This is a genomic window from Sphingobacterium sp. Ag1, from assembly GCF_000988325.1.
Lineage (GTDB): Bacteria > Bacteroidota > Bacteroidia > Sphingobacteriales > Sphingobacteriaceae > Sphingobacterium.
Window position 1 is genome coordinate 689,613 of sequence record NZ_LBGU01000043.1, and the last position, 25,005, is coordinate 714,617.

General features: G+C 40.0%; 18 protein-coding genes. 17 read left to right on the forward strand and 1 reads right to left on the reverse strand.

The features are described 5' to 3' along the window. Positions 1-129 precede the first annotated feature (129 nt). From AAW12_RS26680 to AAW12_RS20200, 6 genes are all read left to right on the forward strand, one after another. A complete protein-coding gene (locus AAW12_RS26680; protein ID WP_053003863.1) occupies positions 130-2,157 on the forward strand; it encodes a SusC/RagA family TonB-linked outer membrane protein in 2,028 nt (675 codons plus the stop codon). After that, the gene (locus AAW12_RS26685; protein WP_053003864.1) at positions 2,132-3,397 is read left to right on the forward strand and encodes a hypothetical protein; all 1,266 of its coding nucleotides are present in this window, start codon (positions 2,132-2,134) and stop codon (positions 3,395-3,397) included. The genes AAW12_RS26680 and AAW12_RS26685 overlap by 26 nt, the downstream gene beginning before the upstream one ends. Before the next feature lie 4 nt (positions 3,398-3,401). Next, positions 3,402-5,144 (forward strand): RagB/SusD family nutrient uptake outer membrane protein, encoded by a 1,743-nt coding sequence (locus tag AAW12_RS20185; RefSeq protein WP_046675374.1) that lies wholly within the window; start codon positions 3,402-3,404, stop codon positions 5,142-5,144. A 481-nt stretch (positions 5,145-5,625) separates the two neighbouring features. Beyond that, positions 5,626-6,867 carry a glycine betaine/L-proline ABC transporter ATP-binding protein gene (locus AAW12_RS20190; RefSeq protein ID WP_046675375.1) on the forward strand — a complete coding sequence of 414 codons (1,242 nt, stop codon included), beginning with the start codon at positions 5,626-5,628 and terminating at the stop codon, positions 6,865-6,867. A 2-nt stretch (positions 6,868-6,869) separates the two neighbouring features. After that, the gene (locus AAW12_RS20195) at positions 6,870-7,697 is read left to right on the forward strand and encodes an ABC transporter permease (RefSeq protein WP_046675376.1); all 828 of its coding nucleotides are present in this window, start codon (positions 6,870-6,872) and stop codon (positions 7,695-7,697) included. 1 nt (position 7,698) lies between these two features. After that, complete coding sequence (locus AAW12_RS20200; protein WP_046675377.1) at positions 7,699-8,538, forward strand: glycine betaine ABC transporter substrate-binding protein; 840 nt, start codon at positions 7,699-7,701, stop codon at positions 8,536-8,538. Positions 8,539-8,605: 67 nt separating this feature from the next. On the opposite strand, the gene AAW12_RS20205 is transcribed toward AAW12_RS20200, so the two are convergent. Further along, positions 8,606-8,866, reverse strand: coding sequence for a hypothetical protein (locus tag AAW12_RS20205; protein WP_046675378.1), 261 nt, complete (start codon positions 8,864-8,866; stop codon positions 8,606-8,608). A gap of 185 nt (positions 8,867-9,051) precedes the next feature. Here AAW12_RS20205 and AAW12_RS20210 point away from each other — a divergent pair, with 185 nt between their 5' ends. The 11 genes from AAW12_RS20210 (at position 9,052) to AAW12_RS20260 (ending at position 25,000) form a co-directional block, all read left to right on the forward strand. Further along, the gene (locus tag AAW12_RS20210) at positions 9,052-10,038 is read left to right on the forward strand and encodes a helix-turn-helix transcriptional regulator (RefSeq protein ID WP_046675379.1); all 987 of its coding nucleotides are present in this window, start codon (positions 9,052-9,054) and stop codon (positions 10,036-10,038) included. A gap of 160 nt (positions 10,039-10,198) precedes the next feature. Then, a complete protein-coding gene (locus tag AAW12_RS20215; RefSeq protein WP_046675380.1) occupies positions 10,199-11,023 on the forward strand; it encodes a siderophore-interacting protein in 825 nt (274 codons plus the stop codon). 15 nt (positions 11,024-11,038) lie between these two features. After that, entirely contained in the window at positions 11,039-12,388 is a 1,350-nt protein-coding gene (locus AAW12_RS20220) for an MATE family efflux transporter (RefSeq protein ID WP_046675381.1), read from the forward strand. A 118-nt stretch (positions 12,389-12,506) separates the two neighbouring features. Beyond that, positions 12,507-15,725, forward strand: coding sequence for a SusC/RagA family TonB-linked outer membrane protein (locus AAW12_RS20225; protein ID WP_084823256.1), 3,219 nt, complete (start codon positions 12,507-12,509; stop codon positions 15,723-15,725). 12 nt (positions 15,726-15,737) lie between these two features. After that, positions 15,738-17,231 (forward strand): SusD/RagB family nutrient-binding outer membrane lipoprotein, encoded by a 1,494-nt coding sequence (locus AAW12_RS20230; RefSeq protein WP_046675382.1) that lies wholly within the window; start codon positions 15,738-15,740, stop codon positions 17,229-17,231. Then, positions 17,231-19,693: a phosphocholine-specific phospholipase C gene (locus AAW12_RS20235; RefSeq protein WP_046675383.1), complete on the forward strand. Its 2,463-nt coding sequence runs from the start codon at positions 17,231-17,233 to the stop codon at positions 19,691-19,693. The genes AAW12_RS20230 and AAW12_RS20235 overlap by 1 nt, the downstream gene beginning before the upstream one ends. A 146-nt stretch (positions 19,694-19,839) precedes the next feature. Next, a complete protein-coding gene (locus AAW12_RS20240) occupies positions 19,840-20,604 on the forward strand; it encodes a response regulator transcription factor (protein ID WP_231585309.1) in 765 nt (254 codons plus the stop codon). Between the two features lie 10 nt (positions 20,605-20,614). After that, positions 20,615-21,973: an ATP-binding protein gene (locus tag AAW12_RS20245; protein ID WP_046675384.1), complete on the forward strand. Its 1,359-nt coding sequence runs from the start codon at positions 20,615-20,617 to the stop codon at positions 21,971-21,973. A gap of 124 nt (positions 21,974-22,097) precedes the next feature. Further along, complete coding sequence (locus AAW12_RS20250) at positions 22,098-22,580, forward strand: hypothetical protein (RefSeq protein WP_046675385.1); 483 nt, start codon at positions 22,098-22,100, stop codon at positions 22,578-22,580. A gap of 67 nt (positions 22,581-22,647) precedes the next feature. Beyond that, the gene (locus AAW12_RS20255) at positions 22,648-23,649 is read left to right on the forward strand and encodes an ABC transporter transmembrane domain-containing protein (protein WP_046675386.1); all 1,002 of its coding nucleotides are present in this window, start codon (positions 22,648-22,650) and stop codon (positions 23,647-23,649) included. Next, positions 23,639-25,000: an HlyD family secretion protein gene (locus AAW12_RS20260; protein WP_053003865.1), complete on the forward strand. Its 1,362-nt coding sequence runs from the start codon at positions 23,639-23,641 to the stop codon at positions 24,998-25,000. Before AAW12_RS20255 ends, AAW12_RS20260 begins: the two co-directional genes overlap by 11 nt. Positions 25,001-25,005 lie beyond the last annotated feature (5 nt).

Sequence of the window (25,005 nt, forward strand, 5' to 3'; positions counted from 1 at the left end):
GTGTTAAAATTGTATTATCTTAATATTGATTTAACCAATTGTCGTTTAATTGTTTAGTAATGCTTTGTTAATAATTTACAAATATTAAATAACCTTTCTTTGTAACCGAAGAAAAACAAAACCAAATTCATGAAAACGAAACACGTATTACTTCCTGTAATGATCGGGATGTCTCTCGGCGCGTGGGCCAAGAGCAGACCTGTCTTTCTGACATCTATTCCGGATGTTGAAATTTCCGCCAAATTTCAGGGGCCTATTCGAGGCATTGTAAAAACAGCAACCGGTGAACCTATCTCGGGTGTGTCGATTTTTAATTCAACTACTGGCAAAACTACGCAAACTGACCAACAAGGTGCTTTTGTCATCGAAGGGAAAACTGGGCATGTATTGCGCTTGTCGATGATCGGTTTTGAAACACAGCACGTAAAAGTAGAGGCAATACCCTTAACCATTCAGCTGGTTTCGACAGATCAATCCCTTGATGAAGTAATTGTTGTCGGGTATGGTAAGCAAAAAAAGGTAAACTTAACAGGTGCTGTTACTCAGATTGATGCGAAGATACTTGAAAATCGCCCAGTTGCCAATGCAACTCAAGCTTTGCAGGGAGCAATACCAAATTTGAATATTACTTTTACCAATGGCAGGCCAGGAGGGGAAGGAAACGTTAATATCCGGGGTTTCGCTTCGATAAACTCAGCTAATGCACAACCTCTTATTCTCATAGATGGAGTTCCAGGAAATATCAATACGATCAATCCCCGTGATATTGAATCGATATCCGTTTTAAAGGATGCTTCGGCAGCAGCGATTTATGGCGCTCGGGGGGCATTTGGTGTTATGCTCGTAACAACCAAAAAAGGAAAGGCCGGAAAAATGAACATTAATTACAGTAATAATTTTGGTTGGTCTGGACTGACGGTGCGGACAGATTTTATGACGAGCGGGTATGATGCTGCGAAACTAAATGATGAAGCTTTTATTCGTGCCACCGGTAATAGTTATACGGGATATTCAGAAGATGACTATGCTGAACTATTGAAACGAAAAACAGATCCTAGTCTGCCTTCCGTAGTGGTTCAGAATAGAAATGGAAAAGATCAATATGTATATTATGGCAATACAGATTGGTGGAACGAGATGTATCGAAAAACACAGACCTCAATGGAACATTCGTTAAATTTCTCTGGCGGTAGTGAAAAAATTGATTACTATGTGTCGGGGCGACTTTATGAAAAAGGGGGGCTAATGAAAATTAACCAAGATAAATTCGATGCTTATAATGTTCGATCGCGCATAAATGCGCAGGTGACCCCTTGGTTGAAGGTAAGTGCAAATACCCAGCTGAATTACCAAAACTACACCTATCCAGGATGGGCGACAAGTCCAGATAATAACAATAATTTTATTTCAACAACGGTACACGCTTTACCATCTTACGTGCCCATGAATCCCGATGGTACCGCGACTTATAGGACGGAACTGAACAATTATAATATTGGTGATGGTATTTATGCGGATTTGTTGCATGGAAAGTCAAAAGGTGGCGAGGATAAATATGAGTTTATCAATATGTTTGAGACAGTATTTCAGTTGGCGCCAAACTTGACCTTAACGGGTAATTATACCTTTACTTATAATCCGATCCATAACTGGAATAGAAGAACGGCCGCTCCTTGGTCTGTTTTTCCTGGTGTGATCAATTACTTGGGAAATGATACCTATACCGAAACGATCATCAATAGGCCAAAACATTCACTCAACCTATTCGCCAATTATAGCAAGCAATTTGGAGATCATCAGCTTGCTGCCACGGTAGGCTTTAACCAGGAAACCACAGCGTACAAACGGATCGGTGGTACACATACTAATTTGCTGTCGGAGGACCTGAATGATTTTGCGCTGGGGACTGGTCAAATGCAGTTACTCGGGAATGCAAATACCTGGGCATTACGAGGCTATTTTGGAAGGTTGAATTACAATTATAAAGGGAAGTACTTGTTGGAGGTGAATGGTCGCTACGATGGAACGTCTAAATTTCCATCCAGTCAGCGATATGGTTTTTTTCCCTCTTTCTCAGGCGGATGGCGGATTTCGGAAGAGTCGTTTATGGCTAATCTGAAGCCGGTTTTGAATGAAGCTAAATTTAGAGTCTCCTAATGGGGCGTTGGGTAACGCACAGGAAGCTGCTGAGTATGGTTACATCCAATTGTTGAATGCAGGATTGTCTAATTACATAACCAATGGTACAAAAACACAATACCTGAGTGCACCAACTCCAATTTCGGCTGATTTAACCTGGGAGAGAACGAATACATTAAATTTCGGAACAGATCTCGAATTTTTTAGAACTCGATTGAGTGTATCTGCTGACTATTTTATTCGAAATACGCTCGATATGTTGATCCCAGGAAAAACATTGCCAGCGGTTTTTGGTTCGGCGTCGCCTCGGACAAACGCCGGAGACCTAAGAAATAAAGGCTGGGAGATTTCTGTGGCTTGGCGTGATCAATTTGACTTGGATGGAAAACCTTTTGGCTATAATATTGGGCTGGGATTGTCGGATTCTAAAGCGAAGATTACACGTTTTGACAATAAGGAAATGTTGCTAAGTAACTATTATGTCGGCCAGACTTTGGGCGAAATTTGGGGGTATAAAACTGATGGTTTTTTTCAGTCCCAGACGGAAATCGACAATTGGAAAGTTAACCAGGATTATGTGGATAAACAACGGTTGGCAGCACCGGGAGACTGGTCCAAACTTCATCCTGGAGATTTGAAATTTGTTGACATTGGTGGAAAGGATGGCGTTCCGGATGGAAAGGTTGATGCTGGAGACAATACATTGATGAACCCTGGGGATCAAGTGATCATTGGGAACAACAGAGCCCGTTATACATTTGGTTTTAATTTAGGAGCAAATTGGCAAGGATTTGATATCTCAGCTTTCTTTCAGGGGATAGGTCGACAACATTGGTGGCCTGGAGCAAATGCAGATAAGTTCTGGGGGCCATACTCAAGACCGTATTATTCGTTTGTGCCGAAAGATTTTGAACAGGATATTTGGACGCCTGAAAATACAAATGCCTATTATCCACTGTTAAGAGGCTATATTGCCTTGAATGATCGTGGATCTTTGAACGTCAAATCGGATCGTTACTTACAGGATTTAGCTTATATACGGCTAAAAAATCTAACCGTAGGCTATACGGTTCCTCAGGCCTGGCTGAAGCGCGTGAAATTGGCCAATGCGCGGATTTATGTGTCTGGTGAAAATATTTGGACGGCGACTAAGCTCCGTTCCAAATATATTGATCCCGAACAGTCGGCTCAAGAGGTCAACGGAAGATCATATCCAATCTCTAAAACATTTTCATTTGGTCTAGATTTAACATTTTAATAGTATGAAAAAGATAGTATATATATATGCATTGTTGAGCTGTGGCATGATAGCTTGTAGCAAAGATTATTTGGAACGTTTGCCTGAATCGTCGGTTACTCCTGAGGCTTCCTTTAAAACAGAAAAGGATTTGGCGTTATTTACAAAGTCATTTTACGATGCCGCACTACCTTCGGCCGAAGGAGTTTATAACGAATCGGTCGATAATATCGTTAAGACAACATTGGATGATGAATTGACCGGAAAAAGACAGGTTCCGATAAGTGGCGGTGGATGGACTTGGGCAAATCTTCGTAATATCAATTACTTTTTGGCGAATTGCTTTAATACAGTTTCAGAAACAACTGCTGCACCTTATGCTGCCGAGGCGCGCTTTTTTAGGGCATATTTTTATTTCGATAAACTGAAACGTTTTGGAGATGTGCCCTGGTATGACAAGGTCATTGATCAAAATGACGAAGAACAACTTAAGAAGGCAAGGGATCCGAGAACTTTGGTTGTATCAAACATTCTCGCTGATCTGGACTATGCGATTGCCAATCTACCGGCTACCAAAAGTGATGAAAAAGTGACCAAATGGACTGCATTGGCCTTAAAGTCCCGGGTCGCACTTTTTGAAGGAACATTTCGTAAATATCATACAGAATTTAATTTACCCGATGCAAACGGCCTGTTGGAGAAGGCAGCCGACGCAGCCAGCAAGCTTATGGAGGGAGCGCAATACAGCATATACAATGCCGCGGGAACAGACTCTTATGGTGCATTGTTTTATAGCGTTAATAGTTTGCCACAAGAGGTTATTTTAGCGCGGAAATTCTCGGATGCTTTGCAAATTTGGCACAATGTAAATTATTATACGATTACAGCTTCCTACGGAAAACCCGGATTGGATAAAAACTTGGTGGATTCTTACTTGATGAAAGATGGAACCAGGTTTACCGATAAATCCAATTACCAAACAATGACGTTTAAGGAGGAGGTCCTAAATCGCGATCCACGTCTAAGCCAGACGATTCGTACGCCGGGCTATAAGCGTATTGGAGGTGCCGCTGCTGTTGCTCCGAACTTTGGGAATTCAGTGACGGGATATCAATTGATCAAATTTGTGGGAGATGTAAAGTATGATAACTTCAATCGTTCTGAAAATGATATGCCTATTTTTAGGTATGCCGAGGTTTTATTAAATTATGCTGAAGCGAAAGCAGAGTTAGGTACATTGAGCCAGGCCGATTTGGACAAATCAATTAAGTTATTGCGCGATCGTGTAGGCATGCCAAATCTAAATCTGCAGGCGGCTAAATCAAATCCAGATGCATTTTTAGCGAAAGACTATCCGAATGTAGTTGGTGATATGAAGGGGGTACTATTGGAAATAAGAAGAGAACGCCGTATTGAATTGGTGATGGAATCTTTCCGTTGGGATGATATCTTAAGATGGAAAAGCGGCCAGTTGGTCACGAGACAATTTAAAGGGATGTATTTTCCGGGTACAGGCAAGTTTGATTTAGATAATGATGGTAAAGATGACGTTTGGATTTATGAAGGTAACAAGCCGAGTGCCTCGGGAATTCAGCTATTGAAACTGGGCTCGGAAATCTTATTGGAAAATGGGAATAAAGGAAATGTGATTATTAATGCGCATATCAAAAAAGTTTTCGATGAAAAGAAAGACTATTTATATCCAATACCTGTCCAAGAACGACAATTAAATCCTAACCTTACCCAAAATCCAAACTGGGGAGAATAATACACCTTAAAAAATGCGATCAGTGGTCGAGTGCTTCTCCCGCTGATCGTATTTTTAATATTACGATATGTTTTTTTAACTAACTGTATTTTAACTATATGGGTTGTGAAAAATGCGTTTAATTTATTTTTCGTACCTTTGTATCGTCAAAAGACAGAATGGCGTGAGTTTATTCCGCTATGGCTTTGTGCCTTTGGCACAGCCTAGGTTGTTCGTTATACTTGTTGAAGTATATTTTGGAGATGCTTTATAAATGGAGCATTTCGTCTTTAAAAGATTAGTTTCTTTTTCATCATTGCTCTTACCGAACCGAGAGTAAAGTATGTTAGTTAATAAGTTGATTGAACTGTACGAGTAGGATTTCGATCAAACGAACTCAACTGTAGGGATATTTTTTATTTGCAAGAAAATAGCGTAGGCGTATGGCCTTAGTGGATCACTTATGCCCTTTTGGTTTATTTATGTTTAAAAAAATTAAAGAATGGATAAAACTAGCAAGGTAAAAGTAAAAGTTGAAGACTTGGTACTTGTTTTCGGAAAGCAAAAGAAACAAGCTTTGCATTTACTGAACGAGGGTTTCTCGAAGAAGGATATTTTAGCGAAAACGGGCTGTACTATTGGGATTAACAAAGCTAATTTTGAAATCTTTGAGGGGGAATTTTTCGTTATAATGGGGCTTTCGGGAAGTGGGAAATCTACCCTGCTCCGTTGTCTGAATCGATTGAACGAACCGACATCAGGAAAGGTTTATATCAATGGTGAGGATATAACAGGGAAAAATAATAAAGATCTTCTTGAAGTCCGTCGAACGGAAATGAGTATGGTCTTTCAAAAGTTTGGTCTATTGCCACATCATACCGTGTTGAGCAATGCTGCTTTTGGTTTAGAATTGAGAGGGGAAGAACGGGACAAACGGGAATCTAAAGCGCAGCAAGCGCTTGATGTCGTCGGGCTGAGTGGATTTGAGCAACAGCTACCTTCTCAGTTATCGGGTGGTATGCAACAGCGGGTTGGACTGGCTCGGGCACTTGCAAATGATCCTGAAGTACTACTGATGGATGAGGCATTTTCAGCTCTGGATCCCCTGATTAAAACAGAAATGCAAGATCAGTTACTGGAGTTGCAGGATAATCTACAAAAAACAATCGTATTTATTACCCATGATCTCGATGAAGCGATCAAATTGGGCGATCGTATTGCTATTATGAAAGATGGTGTCATCGAACAGATCGGTACTGCGGAAGATATCTTGACAAATCCAGCAAGTGAGTATGTTAAAGCCTTTGTTGAAAAAGTGGATCGCAAGTCAATCATTTCGGCAGGTTCACTGATGTTTGAGAAACCTACTGTTGTACGTTTCAAAAAAGATGGCCCTGAGGGGGCGCTGCGGAAAATGCGGGCGACAGGAATTGAAATTCTCCCTGTAGTCGATGCGCATGATACTTTTCTTGGTTTTGTTCATATGAGTGAAGTCATTCAATCGGCAAAGCGTAGGGAACCTACCGTAGAATCCATTATACATGCCAACGTTCCAACAGTATCGAAGGAGGTCACCGTTGAAGAAATGTTGCCTTTGATATCGGAGATCCGGTCCCCAATCGCTGTGGTGAACGAACATAATCGTTTATTGGGGATCGTAACACAGACGTCGTTGATTATTGAAGCGACAAAGTATAATGAAGAGGAAATTATTGAATTAAAAGAGAAAGCAAATAATCAGTAGAAATGAATAAAGTAATCGATATAGGACAATACATCGCTGTAGCCGTCAATTGGCTGACAGATCATTTAGAGCCATTTTTTAACCTGATAAAAAATACAGGGAATGCATCCATTATTGGGCTGGAATGGGTGTTAACAACGATACCTTTTTTTATTATCATCGCATTATTTACAGCATTAGCCTGGTGGAAATCTGGGAAAGGGGTCGCACTGACGACATTGTTGGGATTAACATTGATCTATCTGATGGGATTTTGGATTGCAACGATGGAGACTTTGGCGCTGGTATTGGTCGCTACCTTGACAGCCTTGGTTATATCAGTTCCTTTGGGTGTGTGGGCTGCAAAAAATAAACTAGCGGCCAAGATCATTCGTCCCTTGCTTGACTTGATGCAGACAATGCCGGCCTTTGTCTATTTGATTCCGGCAGTGTTATTTTTTAGTATTGGTAAAGTCCCAGGAGCTTTTGCGACCATTATTTTCGCTATGCCACCTGCCGTCCGTTTGACGACTTTAGGGATTGATGCGGTTCCAAAAGATATCGTTGAAGCTGCACGTTCATTTGGCGCGACCAATAGTCAGATCTTATTTAAAGTAGAACTGCCCTTGGCTACAAAAACAATCTTAGCAGGGATCAATCAGACCATATTACTGTCTTTATCTATGGTTGTTATTGCCGGAATGATTGCTGCTGGTGGCTTGGGAGAAAAAGTGCTTGAGGGTATTAATAACTTGGATATTGGTCTTGGTTTTGAAAGTGGTTTGTCCGTTGTGATTCTCGCTATTATTTTGGATCGAATCACGCAGGGCTTTGTAAAAAAGAAAGCATAGTATGAGGAAAATAAAAAGTATGGTATTGTGTCTGATGGTGTTGTTGCTTGCGTCATGCAGCACAGGTCGGAATAAAAATATTATTCATATCGGTATGGTCGATGGCTGGGCCGAAGGGGTCGCAATGACAGAGGTCGCAAAAGTTATTATGGAAGAAAAGGGATATCATGTTGTTGTCCAGCGGGCTACGCCAGATATGATGTTAGCCTCCATGAACAATGGCGATACAGATCTATATATGGATGTCTGGCTGCCATTGACCCATGGAAGTAAAGTGGCTAAATTCCCCAATATTGAAGAGCTTGGAACGAGTTATAACCATGCGCGAAATGGACTTGTTGTACCGGATTACGTAACAATTGATGGAATTGAAGAGTTGAAAAAACATGAAAAAGAGTTTGATAAACGGATCATTGGAATAGAAAAAGGGGCTGGAATAACACGTGCCGTGGATCAGGTGATCAAAGATTATAGCCTCGATTATAAGCATGTGAACTCATCTACCGTAGCTATGATCACGGAATTGCAAAATGCAATCAAAGCAAAACGTTGGATTGTGGTAGCTGGCTGGCAGCCGCATTGGATGTTTGCTAAAATGAAATTGAAGTTTTTGGATGACCCCAAAAAGACATTGGGTGATGCCGAGCAAATTAAAATTTTTGCACGGGGAAACTTTAACATTGAGCAGCCTGAGCTAGCCCGATTTTTCTCCAGAGTCTACTTCGATGAATCAACAATGGCTGATTTGTTGTCAAAAATTCAGGGAAGCCAGGACAAAGCATTTACGGCAAAAGAATGGGTCAAGAAACATAACGATCTCGTAAAGGGCTGGTTATTGTAAACTGAGGTGATAAATAGTTATGCTCCCCCAGTACGCTACCCGGCATAGCATAAGGAGGGCATTGTCATTACGACAATGCCCTTAAAAATTTACGGGCCAGTTGAATTTGTTGTTGTTGTATGCTGGATAAAGGATATCTGCTATCATCAATCCATGTGTCGAGCCCCTTTGGAAATTCCCAGGCGAAATCTAAGACTTTCGCTTTTTCTGCGGCTAAAATAATGTCATGTTTCGTTGCATTTGGATTGGCAATCTTGATGTTATTATAAATGCTATCCTGGATGAGTGGAAAGTTGTCTGCCATATCCTGATTTCTATTTGTATCCATAGTGAATTATTTTTCAAATAATTAAGAATGATTCTAAATAATTTTATACTTTAGTCAAAGATAGCAGGCATTCTATTGTTATGGGGTCTGCATAAAGGAATAAAATGTCCGTCGAAGGGAATATTTCTGTTAAGGTATATTGCCTAATGTGCGTAAGACTATTTGAATCCTAAAAGGAATTAAAAATGGCACTAAGATTATATGATATTGATTCACCCAATTTATTATTGGAGCGGACTTACCCAAGTACCTACTTTTCTGTCGACACTGGAATTTATGAATCTGTAACACATTTAGATACTACATTTGGAAAAGGTTTTTATAAGGAGGTTTTCTTCGATGGTATTCATATTGGTTACGGTCATGCACAGTTATTTAAACGGATGCGGTTTCGTTTTGAAAGTGATTTTGAAACAGTTGAAATGCACTTTGCCTTAAAAGGCAATAGTCAGGCGAGTGGCGAAATGATGCCCTTAGGTGTAAATTTTGAGACATACCAGCATAATATTATTTACGGAAATTCAATGTGTGGTCAAATGGAGTGGGGGAATCAGGAGTTTCAGTTATGTGAAATAAACTTATCGCCCGAATTTTTTAAAAGATTCCTGCCCGAAGATTCTAAATTCTTTGCAGATTTTCGGAATGCTATTGACCGTGGTAAATCGGGATTGCTGACCAATATGCATAGACGGATTACCCACGATATGTATGAAATTATCGACGATGTAATCAATTGTCAACGAAAGGGAATTTTTAAGAAAATTTTCCTGGAAGCAAAGATTATGGAGCTCTTGCTTCTTCAATTGGAACAGTTTCAGGAAGAGGATTTTGTAGCAGTTTCGTTAAAAAAAGCCGATATCGATAAGATATATGCCGTTCGTGAGTTTCTACTAAAAAATATGGATACCAATAGTACACTAGTCAATCTCGCGCATCTGGTGGGTACCAATGAATTCACATTGAAAAAAGGTTTTAAGGAGCTATTTGGTACGACTGTTTTTGGTTTTTGGCATGACGCAAAAATGGAACATGCCAAGAAACTGATCTTAGATGAAGATCGAACAATCGGTGAAGTTTCTGATTTGGTTGGTTACAAAAATCAACGCCATTTTTCGGACGCCTTTAAACGTAAATTTGGAATCCCACCGAGTAAGCTAAAAAATACCTTGTAATGTGGAATAGTTTTTTTTACACTTTACGGACCTTTTATTCCTTCTTACGGAAGTTTTAATAGCGCATGAATCGGGTTTGATAAAAGTCGAATAATTACCTTTGTTTAGAAAGATTCTTAATAATGGTCTTTTGATCAAATATGTACGTAATTAGAAAATCATGCGAAAAACTGAAATGAAAGTAATACAGCTCGCCCTGACTGTAAGTAGAAAAGAATACCTGACGCCACATTATATTCGTGTTTATTTGACTGGTGATGGTGTAGATCAAATCGCTAATACGACCGTCGGAGTCAATAACAAGATCTTGATTCCGCCAAAGCATGTAGATCGCATTTATTTTCCAGAATTTGATTATGAACGAGGGCAGTGGAAGCCGATGGATGAGGCGATTAGGCCAACAGTTCGAACTTATACACATCGCGGTATCAACCTTGATAGAAATGAAGTATGGATTGATTTCGTTGCCCATGGTGATGAGGGGCCAGCTTCAGCTTGGGCTATGGCTGCAAAACCTGGCGACGTGCTTGGGATTCTGATGAAAGCAGGTAAGACGTCTCTATATGAAGTTGCAGCTAACTATCTCCTTGTTGGGGATGCAACTGCAATTCCTGTTCTGGGGGCAATCTTAGAAGATTTGCCACCTTTGGCAAAGGGAATCTGTATGATTGAAGTACATGGTAGCGAAGATATACAGCAATTGAAGACTAAGGCTGCTATTGATTTTATTTGGTTACATAATGATACGCCACAGGAAGGTAGCCTTTTGGCGGATTTGGTGAAGATCAGATCCTTGCCTACACAGGATAAATTTGCTTATGTAGCTGCAGAATTTTCGACAGTAAAGGAGATTCGCAACTATTTGCGTAAGGATCTCGGTTGGGGACGAGAGGAGCTTTATGCTTATTCGTATTGGAAAGCTGGAGTTGCGGAGGACAAATCTGCTACAGATCGTCGTAGCGAGAGTGAAGAAATCCAGGCTTAACTTTTACGATGAATTATGGAAAAACAGAGACAACTGATCTTAAGCGATAAGTTAAGTAGAGTGATGTGGCAGATGTCGTGGCCTGCCGTGATTGCAATGGTCCTGTATGGTCTGAACAATTTTCTGGATGGTATTTTTGTTGGTCATCTGATTAACAATACAGCGTTGGCAGCAGTCGGTGTAACCTATCCTTTGGCCCAATTTGCTCAAGGTTTTGGCACCCTGATCGGAACAGGTATGGGGGCGGCAATTAGTATTTGGATCGGTGGGAATCAACAAGAGAAATTATATAAGTCATTTGGTACGGTGCATTTTTTGACGATTATTTTCTCTCTTATAATTACCCTTCCTTGTTATTTGTTTGCAGACAAACTGGTCTATATGATGGGTGGGCGAGGTGAGATATTGGCCCTTGGGATCGATTACTTTCGAGGGACAATATTGGGTAGTTTTTTCTGGATTTATGGTTTGGCCCTTAATATGATCATTCGTGCGGAGGGTCGTATGAAAACTGCGGCCTGGATGATTGCAATAGGATTGCTTGTTGATGTCTTGCTTAAACCAGTTTTTATACAGCATTTTGGTTGGGGTGTTTCAGGAGCAGCTTGGGCAACCAATATATCGATGATCATCTACACATTTTTAGGTGTATGGTATTACGCCGGGGGAAAGGCTTCATTCAAAACAAAGTTTTGGTCTTTATCTTGGGATTTATCGATTTTAAAAGAAACGCTTTCATTAGGAATGCCCGGCTTTGTCATGATGGTCATGATTGTAATCCAGAATATTGTTGTCTTCAACGCATTGGCCAATTACGGAAATAATATGGATATTACGTTTTTTACAGCGATCAATCGGCTTTATATTTTATTAAATACCCCACTATGGGGGCTTATGCGGGCTTTGCAGCCTGTAACGGGGATGAATTATGGTGCTGGGCAGTATACGAGAAGTATCAATTCGTACCGTTTATTTGCCATTACTGGGCTGCTGATTCTGCTCCCGTTCTGGTTGCTGGTGATGCTGCATCCCGTTGCTGTGCTATCGATCATGATCCCAGGAGCGATTTTTTCAATACAGCAGCTAATGGATTTCAGAATTTACATGAGTGTTTTATTGGTTCTTCCATTTATTTTTATGGCGATGGTGTGGTTTCCTTCCATTGATCATGCCAAGCCTGCGACTTTTATTAGTGTATTGCGACAGGTTGTATTTTATATTCCTATCTTAATTATTGCGCCAAAATATTTTGGTGTACACAGCATTTATGTAGCGAGCGCGGCGATAGATTGGATTATTTTCATTATAGTCATCTATGCGGTTCGACGAAGCAGGCTGAAGCTCAATATGCAAGTTGATGTTTAGGAGATTTCAGCGCGAACGATGTTAATGTTAAGTTAAGCAATCTTTAAGATTGCATTGTTAATATACTACTCATCTTCTAGTAATATAGGTTTCATTTTTTTGGGCAAAATTCAAAATAATGAAACCTATTAAACTACCTCAATTTAGGAAAACAGCTCAGGTGACCTTAGCTATTGCATTGCTGAATGCGGCACATGTCGATAGCGTATGGGCAAACTTTGCGAATGAAACCAAGCTCGAAATTGCCGATCAAGCTATTATTAAAGGGATTGTTAAGGATCAAGACGGCAAACCTATTGACGGCGGCACGATCATCAATGAAACCAGCAAACAGAGTACACGTACGGAGTTTAATGGTAAATTCAATCTGAAAGGTCAGGTTGGCGATCAAATCCGTGTTTCTTCTTTAGGGTATAAAACAACTACAATAACTGCTACAGATGGGGATCTTGTAGTGGTTTTAGAAAAAGATGATTCAAAGTTGGATGAGGTTGTTGTCACAGCAATTGGTATCAAGCAACAAAAGAAGCAAATCGGTTACGCTACCCAAGAAGTAAAATTAGACGTACTTAAAGAGTCTAAAACAATGAATATTGGTACAGCTCTAACAGGACAAGTTTCGGGTCTGATTGTTAATAATCCAACCGGAATTTTTCAGGCACCATCTTTTCAATTGCGTGGTAAGAGCCCGCTTATCGTCGTAGATGGTATTCCGGTAGAATCTGATTTTTACGACATGTCCAGCCAAAACATCGAGAATATCAATGTGCTGAAAGGAACAGCTGCTTCATCTTTATATGGATCACGCGGTAAAAATGGCGCTATCTTAATTACAACCAAAAGTGCAAAAAGCGATAGACTGGAGTTTTCGGTTGGAACCAGTAATATGTTTTCTGCCGGATTTACGGTTTTTCCAGAATCACAGAAGGAGTTTGGAAGTGGATCCAACGGAAAATATGAGTTTTGGGATGGCGCTGATGGGGGGATTTCAGATGGGGATATGACATGGGGCCCCAAATTGAACTCCGGAATAAAGGTTGCGCAATGGAACAGTCCGATTCGCGATAAGCAAACTGGCGAAGTGATTCCTTGGTGGGGTGATGTGAGTGGAACCAAGTATAACGATAAGTCTCGCTATGAAAGAGTGCCAATTGATTGGGTTGCTCATAACAATTTAGAGGATTTCCTTGGAACTGGACTGATTACCGAGAATAATGCGACATTATCGTATCGTTCGGAAAAGGTAAGCATATTTGGAACAGGAAAATATGCCTATCAAAAAGGTCAGGTGCCCAATACAAAGCTTTCTACAGGTGGATTAAATTTGAATACCTCTTACCGTTTTACTCCTGAGGTACAATTAGATCTTAACTTATCCTATAACAAAGTGAAATCTCCAAATTATCCAAGGTATGGATATGGACCTAAAAATCATATGTATACGATTCTGTTGTGGATGGGAAATGATGTAAATGGACAGGAATTAAAGGATCACCTCTATATTCCGGGACAGGAAGGCTATCGTCAAGCAAACTATAACTATGCTTGGTACAACAACCCTTATTTTGCAGCTAATGAGCTGAACCAAGTATACGATCAGGATATTTTGGCCGGGCAGACTGCTTTAACTTGGCGTATTTCACCTGAATTTACCATCAAAGGTCGTGCTGCAGCAAGACAAAAAAATCTATTCCAGGACATGCAGAGTCCCAAGTCTTACATGAATTATGGCGATTCACGGAATGGGGATTATAAAAACTGGGATAGCAAGCAGCTCAATTTTGATGCGGACGTCTTAGCAACCTATATTAAGCAGCTGTCTGATAATTTCGGTGTAACCGTTAATGCGGGATCTTCCACTTTCAAAAGAGATTATCGTGAGCTTTATCAAACTACTGATGGTTTAGTTGTACCATTTGTCTACAACTTAGGCAATACCCAAGGTCCAGTTAAGGCAACAAATACAACAACTGAGAAAATAATCCGAAGTGCTTATGCGTCGGTAAACTTAAATGTGTTTAAGTCCACCTATCTGAATTTTTCGGGAAGAAATGACTGGTCTTCCACATTATCAAAAGCAAATCAGTCATTCTTTTATCCATCGGTTTCGCTAAGTAGTGTTATCTCCGATTATTTTAAACTGCCAGCGCAAATTGACTTTGTTAAATTGTACAGTTCCTGGGCATCGGTATCTTCTGATCTGGATCCTTATAGCATTGCTGCGACTTATAAAAAAGATGTTACCTATGGTTCGACGCCATCAGTAACCTATCCTGCAGGTATTATTAATCCTGATATCCTTCCACAGCAGTCCATTTCTTTAGAAATTGGTGCTTCTATGGCTTTCTTTAAAAATAGGCTTTCGGCTGATGTAACGTACTATAATGTTGTTGATAAAAATCAGATTATCGATTTGAGTATTTCCCAAGCATCCGCTTTTACTTCGCGCAAGGTGAATGGAAATAAATACCGTACAAAAGGACTGGAGATTTCTTTGACAGGAAATATAATTAAAAATGATCAATTTTCGTGGAGCTCTACTGTAAACTGGTCCCGTGCAATTCAGCGTTTGGAAGAAATTTACAATAACCAAGCGAAATACGGTAATCTTAAAAAAGGCGATCGTGCAGACAGCTATTATGGTACTGTCTGGGAAAAATCGGCTGATGGTAAGGTTATCTTGAATCCGAATACGGGTATGCCGACCAAAAATCCATTTCCACAGTATTTAGGTTACTTTCAACCGGACTGGCAATTTGGTTTTGCAAACCAGTTTAAATTTAAGGGATTTCAGGTAAATCTTGATTTCGACGGATCTATTGGCGGCGTGATGAACTCGACAACCATAGAAAAAATGTGGTGGGGTGGAAAGCATCCTTCTTCGGTCTTATATCGTCAGGAACAATACGATGCAGGGAAACCAGTTTTTGTGCCAGATGGGGTGATCGTAACAGGAGGTGAGCTTACCCGCGACGTGAACGGTAATATTACTTCAGATACCCGAACGTATACAAGTAATACAAAAGCTGTTGATTGGCAGGCTTGGAGTCAAAATTATCCTTATCAGGCCAGAGTTACAGAGTCTGAAAGTAAACTGTTTGCCAATGTATTTGATCGATCATTTGTAAAACTACGTAGACTGTCGGTAGGTTATGATGTCAATAAGGTGTTTAAATTAAAACAGCTTACGGCCTTAAATGCATCACTATTTGGCTATAATTTGGCTATGTGGAAGAAAGTACCTTATATCGATCCTGATTTTGGTGTTGGAAACGATGGAAACTTACAAGATCCTTCCACGCGATATATTGGTTTTTCTCTAGATTTTAAGTTTTAATAAAGTAGTACGATGAAATTATTTAATAAACATATATTTCTTGGATTCTTTTCTCTTTCAATCATGACTTCTTGTCAGAAATTGACGGAAGTAAATGTTAATCCAAATGAAGCGACAACAACCCACCCGCAAGCTTTATTGACGAAGGTAGAATGGGATGCGTTTCGGACTTGGCACGGTACCTCACCATTATATGCCTTGAAAATGATTGTGCAAACAGATGGTGAAAATGCCAATCAGATTTATAATTGGCAACGAGGGAGCTTTGAGCAATATGGTCATCTTCGCAATATTACCAAGATGACCGAAGAAGCTGAACGTATTGGTGCTGAAAGTTATTTGGCATTAGCAAAATTTTTCCGTGCGTATTATTTTTATAATCTTGCCTTAACGTTTGGTGATGTGCCCTATTCAGAAGCAGCAAAGGGTGAAAATTTGGCTATTTTTGCACCGAAATACGATACACAGAAAGATGTTTTGTTGGGTGTATTGAAGGAGCTTGAGGAAGCAAGTATTATTCTGAAGAAAAACAATAACACCATAAGTGGGGATATTATTTATGGTGGAAATAGTGGCAATTGGAACAAATTAGTCAATTCATTTCGGCTAAAAGTATTACTGACGCTCTCGAAAAAATCAACTGATCTTCCGTTTAATGCAGCGACAGAATTTTCGAAAATATTTACCAATGAATCTCGAATCACTGATGTTAGCGGTGTTGAAGACGGGCAACTTGTGTTTTTGAATCAAGATGGCAATCGTTATCCCGAATTTAATTCAAGTGGTTACGGATCGGGGATGTATATGGATTCAACTTTTATCCAACGGTTGCAGGACCTGAAAGATCCGCGCTTATTTGCAGTCGCTACGCAAACCAGATTGGGTAAAGAAGCGGGTAAAGCGATAAACGACTTTACGGCGTATGAAGGCGGAGATCCAATTGTTCCTTATGCACAGGTGAATGCAAAAGCGGTATTAGGTAAATTATCGAAGGTTCACGAACGATTTTATCAAGACCCCACAGCTGAGCCATTGGTCTTATTGGGCTGTTCGGAGATGCAGTTTATTTTGGCTGAAGCCATTGTGAAAGGTTGGATAACAGGCGATCTCAATGCAACTTATGCTAAAGGAGTACAGGCGTCGTTCAAGTTTTATGAAAAGTACGCGAAAAATTTGGGAACTTATACCAATGAAGCGCAGGCGGTTAAATATCTTGCGCAGAATTCAGTAAGTCTTGAAGGAGCTAGTTCCAATGAGCAAAAGCTAGAACGTATCTTGATGCAGAAATACCTGCGCTCATTTCATCAGGGGGGATACTCGGCTTATTTTGATCATTTGCGCACGGGATATCCGAGTTTCCGTAAATCTGCGAATGTGAAAACAGCCTATCGCTGGATGTATCCTCAAGATGAATACAATAACAATACTGCGAATGTTTCTGATGCAATCAAATCACAATTTAATGGAAATGACAATATTAATTTACAGACTTGGTGGTTAAAATAATGGATTCAAGGAGGTCATTTTTAAAAAAAGCAGCAATGCTGGCTGGGAGTACTGTAGCGATAAACTGGCTGCCTGAATCGATACAAAAAGCTTTGGCGATTGAAGCTCCAAAAGGATCAACTTTTTTGGATGCCGAACATGTTGTCTTTTTGATGCAGGAAAACAGATCGTTTGACCATTGTTTTGGCACTTTGAAGGGCGTACGTGGCTTTAATGATCCGCGCGCAATGAAATTGCCCAATGGTCTACCGGTATGGATACAAGGAAATAAGGAAGGTGCATATTTTGCACCTTTCCACTTAGATATCGTCAATAGTAAATCGACTTGGATGGGATCACTTCCCCATGGTTGGAGCGATATGGTCGCGGCTCGTCATGACGGGAAAATGGATAATTGGTTGGAAGCAAAGAGCTCTGGTAATTCAGAATATAAGGCTATGCCTTTAACAATGGGGTATTATAATCGTGCAGATATTCCTTTTTATTATGCTTTTGCAGATGCATTTACGGTTTGTGACCAGCATTTTTGTTCTTCATTGACCGGAACGAGCGCTAATCGATCTTATTTTTGGACTGGTACAGTGCGCGAAGAACCCCGTAATCCCGAATCGGTTGCGCATGTAGACAACGGCCAGATCAATTACAAGGATGTCAAATGGAAAACCTATCCTGAACGACTACAAAAAGCAGGGATCCCGTGGAAAGTTTATCAAAATGAATTAAGTTTACCCGTAGGCTTTAAAGGAGAAGAGGAAGATTGGTTGGCCAATTTTACAGATAACAACCTGGAGTTTCATCAACAATATGGTGTAAGATATCATTTGACACATTATCAGTGGATGAAAGAAAGGGTAAATGAGCTGCATAAATTTTTGGAAACAAATCCAAAAGAAGAATTGCTGCACAAAGCCAAAGCTGAATTGGAGGATTTGAAAAGAGATGTCATCCATTATACTCCCGAAAATTTTGAAAATCTACCCCAATTTGAAAAAGATATTCATCGTAATGCTTTTGTAACTAACTTGGCCGATCCTAAATTTCACAAACTTGAAAAAATAGCTTATCGTGGGGAAAGGAAACATCAAGAGATAGAGGTTCCTGCGGGGGATGTTTTCTATCAGTTTAGAAAAGATGTTGAAGATCGCCAATTACCTACGGTGTCGTGGTTAGTGGCACCTTGTCGTTTCTCGGATCATCCGGGCTCACCTTGGTATGGGGCATGGTACGTATCCGAAGTCCTCGATATATTAACCAAAGACCCTGAGGTTTGGAAAAAGACGATTTTCATTTTAACTTATGACGAAAATGATGGATATTTTGATCATATCGCTCCCTTTGTTCCACCATTGAGCTCGAATAGCGATCAGGGTGCTGTGTCGGAAATCGATACTTCGGATGAATATGTTACGCTAGAACAGGAGAGAAAAAGGAGAAATAGTAAGAATGTAAGTTTGGAAAGTCCTATTGGTTTGGGTTATCGTGTACCCATGGTGATTGCTTCGCCGTGGTCGAAGGGGGGCTGGGTCAATTCCGAAGTTTTTGACCACACTTCTTGCCTACAATTTTTAGAATATTTTGTAGAAAAGAAAACAGGTAAGGTGGTAAAGGAAGAAAACATCAGTCAATGGCGAAGAATGGTCTGTGGCGACTTAACAACTTCTTTTCGTCCTGTAGATAACATTTCCAAAACAAGGCTTAATCCGGTAGACAGAGACGGGTATGTTGAAAGTATATTCTCCGCCAGGAATAAAAAACTCCCAACAGATTTTGTGAAAATCGACAGCCAAAAACTGGAGGAAATCAAATCGACAGGTCAGTATCATGCAGCTATGCAGATGCAAGAGCAGGGATGGAAGGATGCTTGTGCTTTACCTTATGAATTGCAGCTAAAAGTACAACATACACCAACGATGCTTTCCATCAGCTCAACCTTGGAAAGAAGGCTCAATACAGCTAAAGCGAGAGCGGGCATGCCTTATTATGTTATTTCCTATGTGGCGTATGATGGCCATCCGGCGGGTAAAGTTTGGAATTTTACGGTACGGGAAGGGGATCAATTAGCGTATGAATGGGAACTCGATAAAATTGTAGGAGAGTACATATCATTTGCATTGCATGGCCCCAACGGTTTTTACCGCGCGATTGAAGCCGCAAAGTCATATATTCCTGCAATTGATGTGTATACGAAAGTTGTCGCTGGAAAACCTATTCTTTGTGTACAATTAGTGTCGCCAAATTTGGATTTAGTTCTTAAGGACTGTTCCTATGATCTTTTCCAAACTAAAGCCATGCGCAAGGATGATCCTGCTTTGTTTGAAATCGATTGCAGCAAAAGTGAAGGTTGGTATGATATTGAAATAACGAGTTCAGAAGATCGTAAGGTCAAATTCCGCTATGCTGGACATATAGAGACTGGTAAATCAAGTAAGACGGATCCGTTGATGGGTAAAGTAAAATTATAACTGAACCAATTAAATACTAGGACGAAAGCGCTGTTTCACGATCGATGAACACAGCGCTTTCGCTTTTGCAAAATAAAGCAAGGATCTTTTTGTGTGGATTCGGGCAAAAATGGGATTTGTGTCTCTTGTGTCAAAACGTTATTTTTATGGTTTGGATCGTAGTTCATTACAGAGAGCTACACATCATGACGAATATGGAGGAGCAAAAAATTATTTTGGTTGAAGATGAGCAGGATGTTGCCGATTTGATCGTACAAGGCTTAGGCGAAGATGGGTATAGGGTTATTCATCTGGGGCGTTCGGAAGGTCTGGAACAGCTCTTGGCGAAGCAAGATGTCTCCCTTGTGCTACTGGACATTCTTTTGCCAGGAACTAATGGACTGGATATTTGTAAGCAGATCAGGCAGTGGGGCTATACAGATTTACCTGTTATGATGCTGACTGCACTTGGAACTCCAGAGAATGTGGTGCTCGGACTCGATAATGGTGCTGATGATTATCTTTCCAAACCCTTTAAGCTCATTGAATTGAAGGCTCGGATACGTTCATTGATCCGCAGACAACAGTCTATCGTACAGGCAACGCAACGTGAATTGCTACCTTCGAAAGATACATTTAGTTATGGTTTTCTGCGTATCGATGATTATAAAAAAATAGCCTATTGTGACGGGCAGGAACTCAATTTGACAAGTACCGAGTATCGTTTGCTTTTGTTGTTTATTCAGAGCCCCAAAAAGGTATTTGAGCGCACGGAGCTTTTGGACAAAATATGGGGTATAAATTTCGATATCGGATCAAATGTTGTCGATGTTTATGTGAATTATCTGAGAAAAAAGATTGAAAAAGTAACGAGCAAAAAAGCGATCCATACGGTTATTGGTATGGGATATGTTTTAAAAATAGAAGACTGAATATTTAAACATGCACAATTATAACCGAAAGCTTACTTATCTCATTGCAATTCTAGTCATTTATGTGAGTTGTTTTGTTGGCTTTATTTTTTATTCCATTACGAATTTTGCTTTTACAGATTTTTATAAGCGGCTGGACCTGCGGCGAAATATTGCTGCAGAGAAATTTCTGAATAGTAAATCTGCCTCCCAAACTGATCAGTGGAGCCTTGATTTTATTGAAAATCTCAATAATCAGCATGAATTTTTGGTGGAATTTGATAGCAATGGTGCTATTGTAAGAAGCCAGGGATTCCATAAAGAGCTTTGGGATAAAATCAATAAAAACGGAAGCTCAAATTTCAAGTCGGGCAATCAATTCTATTCAACCAAATATTTCTCGCAAAATGGTCGAAAGTATATCGTGGGCGCTTCTGCTGAAAATTACTTTTATACACACCATTTGGCCTATCTTCGTAATCTCCTTATTATAAGTCTGATTTTGGGAATTCTCTTTATATTCGTTGTTTCGGTTTTTATGAAGCGCTCGTTTTTAAAGCCCATATTGACCATGATGAAAGAGGTGCAGGAGATTGGTTCTGAAAATCTCTATAAACGATTGGATGAGGATAAATATAAAGGGGAGCTTCATGGTCTGGCACTCACCTTTAATCGGATGTTGACGCGCTTGGAAACCTCTTTCGAAACACAAAAGAACTTTATCAGCAATGCATCACATGAACTGAATACGCCATTGACATCCATCATAGGACAGGCAGATCTTGCTTTATCAAAAGAACGCACAATGGAGGAGTACCAACGAACATTATTTAAGATCATTGAGTCGGCAGAGCATTTGGAAAAGAAAACAAAAGCACTTTTACTGCTGGCGCGTACAGGTTTTGTTAATAATGCGACTGCATTTAGCCCCGTTCGTATTGATCAGATTGTGATGGATGCCGAACTAACAGTTAAGGCCATCAATGACAAGTTTAAGATTATTACAGATTTCAGTCTATTACCAGATGATAGTATGCGACTTAAGGTGAATGGAAATGCAATTTTGCTACAGCTTGCGCTATCCAATATTATCAGCAATGCATGTAAGTATTCATCTGATAGAACAGCATACATTGCTTTGGGTGCATTGGACAATAAAGTCTTTATTCTAATAAAAGACAAAGGTATCGGAATACCTTCCTGTGAATTGGACCATATTTACGATCCCTATTTTAGAGCTTCCAATACGAGTGGGATAGATGGTTATGGTATAGGACTACCCTTAGCCAGGAATATTATTAAGCTGCATGGTGGGACATTGAAAGTCAATTCTGTTGTGAGTGAAGGTACCACTGTAGAAATTGAACTACCCACTTACCTTCGATTCTAATGTAGTTTTAATTTAGATGGCATTTCTAATCTCATTTTAATACAGTTGCGAGCTTTCTAATGAAAAGCTAATTTTAGATTCATTCCGTTGCCATATGTGCGTTTTAACTTTGCTAAAAAAAAGCATGGCTAAAACAACGCGTATATTAATACCCAGTGATTTTACAGTCGACTCCCTTCATTTTGTGCGTCAAAGTATTGAAGAGTCAACGGCAGATTCTATCGATATTATCCTTGTGTATGGCAATAAAAGCAGCACTTCTGCGAGTGAATTACTCGGAATTGGATTGGAAGATCAACTGGAGACACTTCAATCGGATTCTTTTTTAAAAGGTTGCAGCGTAATCTATCAGCGCTATAAAAACCGTGGGCTCAGTATTTTTGCAGATATCTTGGGTACCGATAACAGTCATTATTTGCAGCATTATCTTAGGGGACAGTCTGTAAATGAGATCATAATACCAAGAGATTATATCTACAAAAAGAAAACACGCAATTTTTTTAATGTCGCTAATGCACTCCGTAAGGTTGAGGGCCAAATTTGTTCTACGATTATATTTAAAGAGCAATCAAGTATCGGAAACAGAGCAACCGGACTAGTTGAATGATCGCTCGGAGTTTTACCATTGTTTTAGCTGAAATTCATCATTTCTAACTTATCTTCTATCTATTTTTATGGGGCATATACAAGGCGGACCATCCCCCTTACAGCGGTTGGCAAGCCTATTACATACTGAACGGAAAACGATCAATTATATATTTATTTATGCTATTGTGATCGGTATTTTTAGTTTGACTATTCCAATAGGGATAACAGCAATATTTAATTTTTTAAGCAATGGAGCGATGTATAGCTCTACCTATATCTTAATTGCTTTTGTGTTATTTGGCGTGATCGTGGGTGGAGTATTATTGATCGGACAATTGACCTTGGTCGAGTATTTGGAGCAGAAAATCTTTCTAAAATCGGCGATTGAATTTTCGTATCGACTGCCAAGAATTAAACCTAAAGAGTTACTTGGAAAAAACCTAGTGGAGTTGGTCAACCGATTTTTTGATGTCATCATTATTCAAAAGGGAATTATCAAACTTTTGATCGATATCATCGCCGCGGTCGTGACAATTTTCTTCAGCGTGGTTTTATTATCTTTTTATCATCCCGTATTTTTGGCCTTTGGCCTTATTGTCATTTTTTCTGTCATTGCGATACTTGTTTTATACTATAAAAGAGGCTTGAAAACAAGTATTGAAGAGTCTGAATACAAATATGAGACGGTAGCTTATTTGGAAGTTGTTGCCGGACAAATCGACCATTATCGTGGAGATGAGATGAAAATGAACGAAGTGACAAGAACAACAGATTCCATTGTCAGTAAATATTTATCGGCTCGAAACGATCATTTTAAAGTTTTAAAGCGTTTTTTTCTAGGTTCTGTCCTGCTTCGGACGCTATTGTTTGGAGCGATGCTCTTGCTTGGATCCTATTTTGTTGTCGAGCGGCAAATGACTTTTGGTCAATTTGTAGCTGCTGAAGTTGTGATCGTTCAAATTGGTTATGCCATTGAAAAACTGATGACTAACTTAAATACGATTTTTGATATGCTTACGGGAGTTGTCAAACTAGCGGCTGTAACCGATCTTGCGTTGGAGGAGGACGCTGCGGTTTATGTTGATTAATAAGGATCATTCGAATCGAACAACGCTCTCTTGGAGAGATCTTTCTCATGATGCTGTTGATAGCTTATTGAAAGAGCGGGGATCCTTAGTTTTGGGGCGGATCCTTGTGTTATCTGGGATTGTTTTTGTACTGGCACTTTTTCTCCCCTGGCGGCAAACAATTCTTGGAGTAGGAACGGTTACCGCTTTACGTCCACAAGATAGACCGCAGACTATCCAAAATCAGATTGGTGGCCGCATCGAGTATTGGGCAGTTACCGAAGGGCAGGAAGTGAAGAAAGGTGACACAATTTTGGTCCTTTCGGAGACTGCACAATCCTATTTTGATCCCATGCTACCTGTGAGATTAGAAGAACAATTGCATGCCAAAAGGAGTGGAGAAGATGCCGCTAATCAAAAGATGCAAGCTACCCAAGCACAGATTGAAGCATCGAAAAATGGGCTGGATTTTCAGCTTGCATCAGCTAAAAATAAGGTGGTTCAAGCACAAAATGTGGTAAAAATAGATAGTGCAGAACTTGTCGCTGTCATGAGCTTTTTTGAGACCAGTGAAAAGCGGCTTAAACGGTACGAAGAAGGGTATCGTGATGGCTTATTTTCGCTAACGGATATTGAGACAAGACGCTTAAATCTACAAAATGATCGAGCTAAAGTAGTAAGTGCGGATAACAAATTATCAAATTCAAGACAATCACTAACAAATGCGAGCATCGAATTAAACAACATCCGTGCAAAGTATAATGAATCATTAGCGAAAGCGCAGTCTGATTTAAGTTCCGCTTTTTCTTCCAAGGCCTCAGTACAGGGCGATATCGCCAAACTGCGAAATGAGATCTCCAATATCGATGTCCGACGAGGATTATATGTCGTGAGGGCCCCACAAGATGGTTTTATAGTAAAAACCTTTAAAGCAGGAATCGGTGAAAATATGAAGGAAGGGGAGTCCGTTGCGACATTGCAACCTAAAAAACCACTGCTGGCCGTAGAGCTTTATGTAAACGCGATGGATGTACCATTGATTGAGCCGGAGAGTGATGTAAGGCTACAATTTGATGGCTGGCCATCAATCCAATTTTCCGGATGGCCTTCTGTCGCGGTGGGTACCTTTGCCGGAAAAGTTTCAGTCATCGATAAAGTGAGCAGTACGAATGGTCGATTTAGGATTTTAATACGCGCGACCGATCCGGTTCCTGAGGGTGACGAGCCTTGGCCAATCCAGTTAAACCAAGGTTCAGGTGCTTATGGAAGGGTTATTTTAAACAAAGTTCCTTTGTGGTATGAGATATGGCGACAGTTGAATGGTTTTCCCCCGAGTTTGGAACGAGAACCAAAAGAAAGTGAGAAAAAGTAATTGTT

What these genes read in the sequence shown, in the direction of transcription:
- AAW12_RS20200 (WP_046675377.1), top strand. Translation starts at nt 7,699, where the DNA reads ATGAGGAAAATAAAAAGTATGGTATTGTGTCTGATGGTGTTGTTGCTT.
- AAW12_RS20250 (WP_046675385.1), top strand. Translation starts at nt 22,098, where the DNA reads ATGGCTAAAACAACGCGTATATTAATACCCAGTGATTTTACAGTCGAC.
- AAW12_RS20245 (WP_046675384.1), top strand. Translation starts at nt 20,615, where the DNA reads ATGCACAATTATAACCGAAAGCTTACTTATCTCATTGCAATTCTAGTC.
- AAW12_RS20240 (WP_231585309.1), top strand. Translation starts at nt 19,840, where the DNA reads ATGGTTTGGATCGTAGTTCATTACAGAGAGCTACACATCATGACGAAT.
- AAW12_RS20225 (WP_084823256.1), top strand. Translation starts at nt 12,507, where the DNA reads ATGAAACCTATTAAACTACCTCAATTTAGGAAAACAGCTCAGGTGACC.
- AAW12_RS26685 (WP_053003864.1), top strand. Translation starts at nt 2,132, where the DNA reads ATGAAGCTAAATTTAGAGTCTCCTAATGGGGCGTTGGGTAACGCACAG.
- AAW12_RS20210 (WP_046675379.1), top strand. Translation starts at nt 9,052, where the DNA reads ATGGCACTAAGATTATATGATATTGATTCACCCAATTTATTATTGGAG.
- AAW12_RS20260 (WP_053003865.1), top strand. Translation starts at nt 23,639, where the DNA reads ATGTTGATTAATAAGGATCATTCGAATCGAACAACGCTCTCTTGGAGA.
- AAW12_RS20215 (WP_046675380.1), top strand. Translation starts at nt 10,199, where the DNA reads ATGCGAAAAACTGAAATGAAAGTAATACAGCTCGCCCTGACTGTAAGT.
- AAW12_RS20235 (WP_046675383.1), top strand. Translation starts at nt 17,231, where the DNA reads ATGGATTCAAGGAGGTCATTTTTAAAAAAAGCAGCAATGCTGGCTGGG.
- AAW12_RS20205 (WP_046675378.1), bottom strand. Translation starts at nt 8,866, where the DNA reads ATGGATACAAATAGAAATCAGGATATGGCAGACAACTTTCCACTCATC.
- AAW12_RS26680 (WP_053003863.1), top strand. Translation starts at nt 130, where the DNA reads ATGAAAACGAAACACGTATTACTTCCTGTAATGATCGGGATGTCTCTC.
- AAW12_RS20185 (WP_046675374.1), top strand. Translation starts at nt 3,402, where the DNA reads ATGAAAAAGATAGTATATATATATGCATTGTTGAGCTGTGGCATGATA.
- AAW12_RS20230 (WP_046675382.1), top strand. Translation starts at nt 15,738, where the DNA reads ATGAAATTATTTAATAAACATATATTTCTTGGATTCTTTTCTCTTTCA.
- AAW12_RS20220 (WP_046675381.1), top strand. Translation starts at nt 11,039, where the DNA reads ATGGAAAAACAGAGACAACTGATCTTAAGCGATAAGTTAAGTAGAGTG.
- AAW12_RS20255 (WP_046675386.1), top strand. Translation starts at nt 22,648, where the DNA reads ATGGGGCATATACAAGGCGGACCATCCCCCTTACAGCGGTTGGCAAGC.
- AAW12_RS20190 (WP_046675375.1), top strand. Translation starts at nt 5,626, where the DNA reads ATGGATAAAACTAGCAAGGTAAAAGTAAAAGTTGAAGACTTGGTACTT.
- AAW12_RS20195 (WP_046675376.1), top strand. Translation starts at nt 6,870, where the DNA reads ATGAATAAAGTAATCGATATAGGACAATACATCGCTGTAGCCGTCAAT.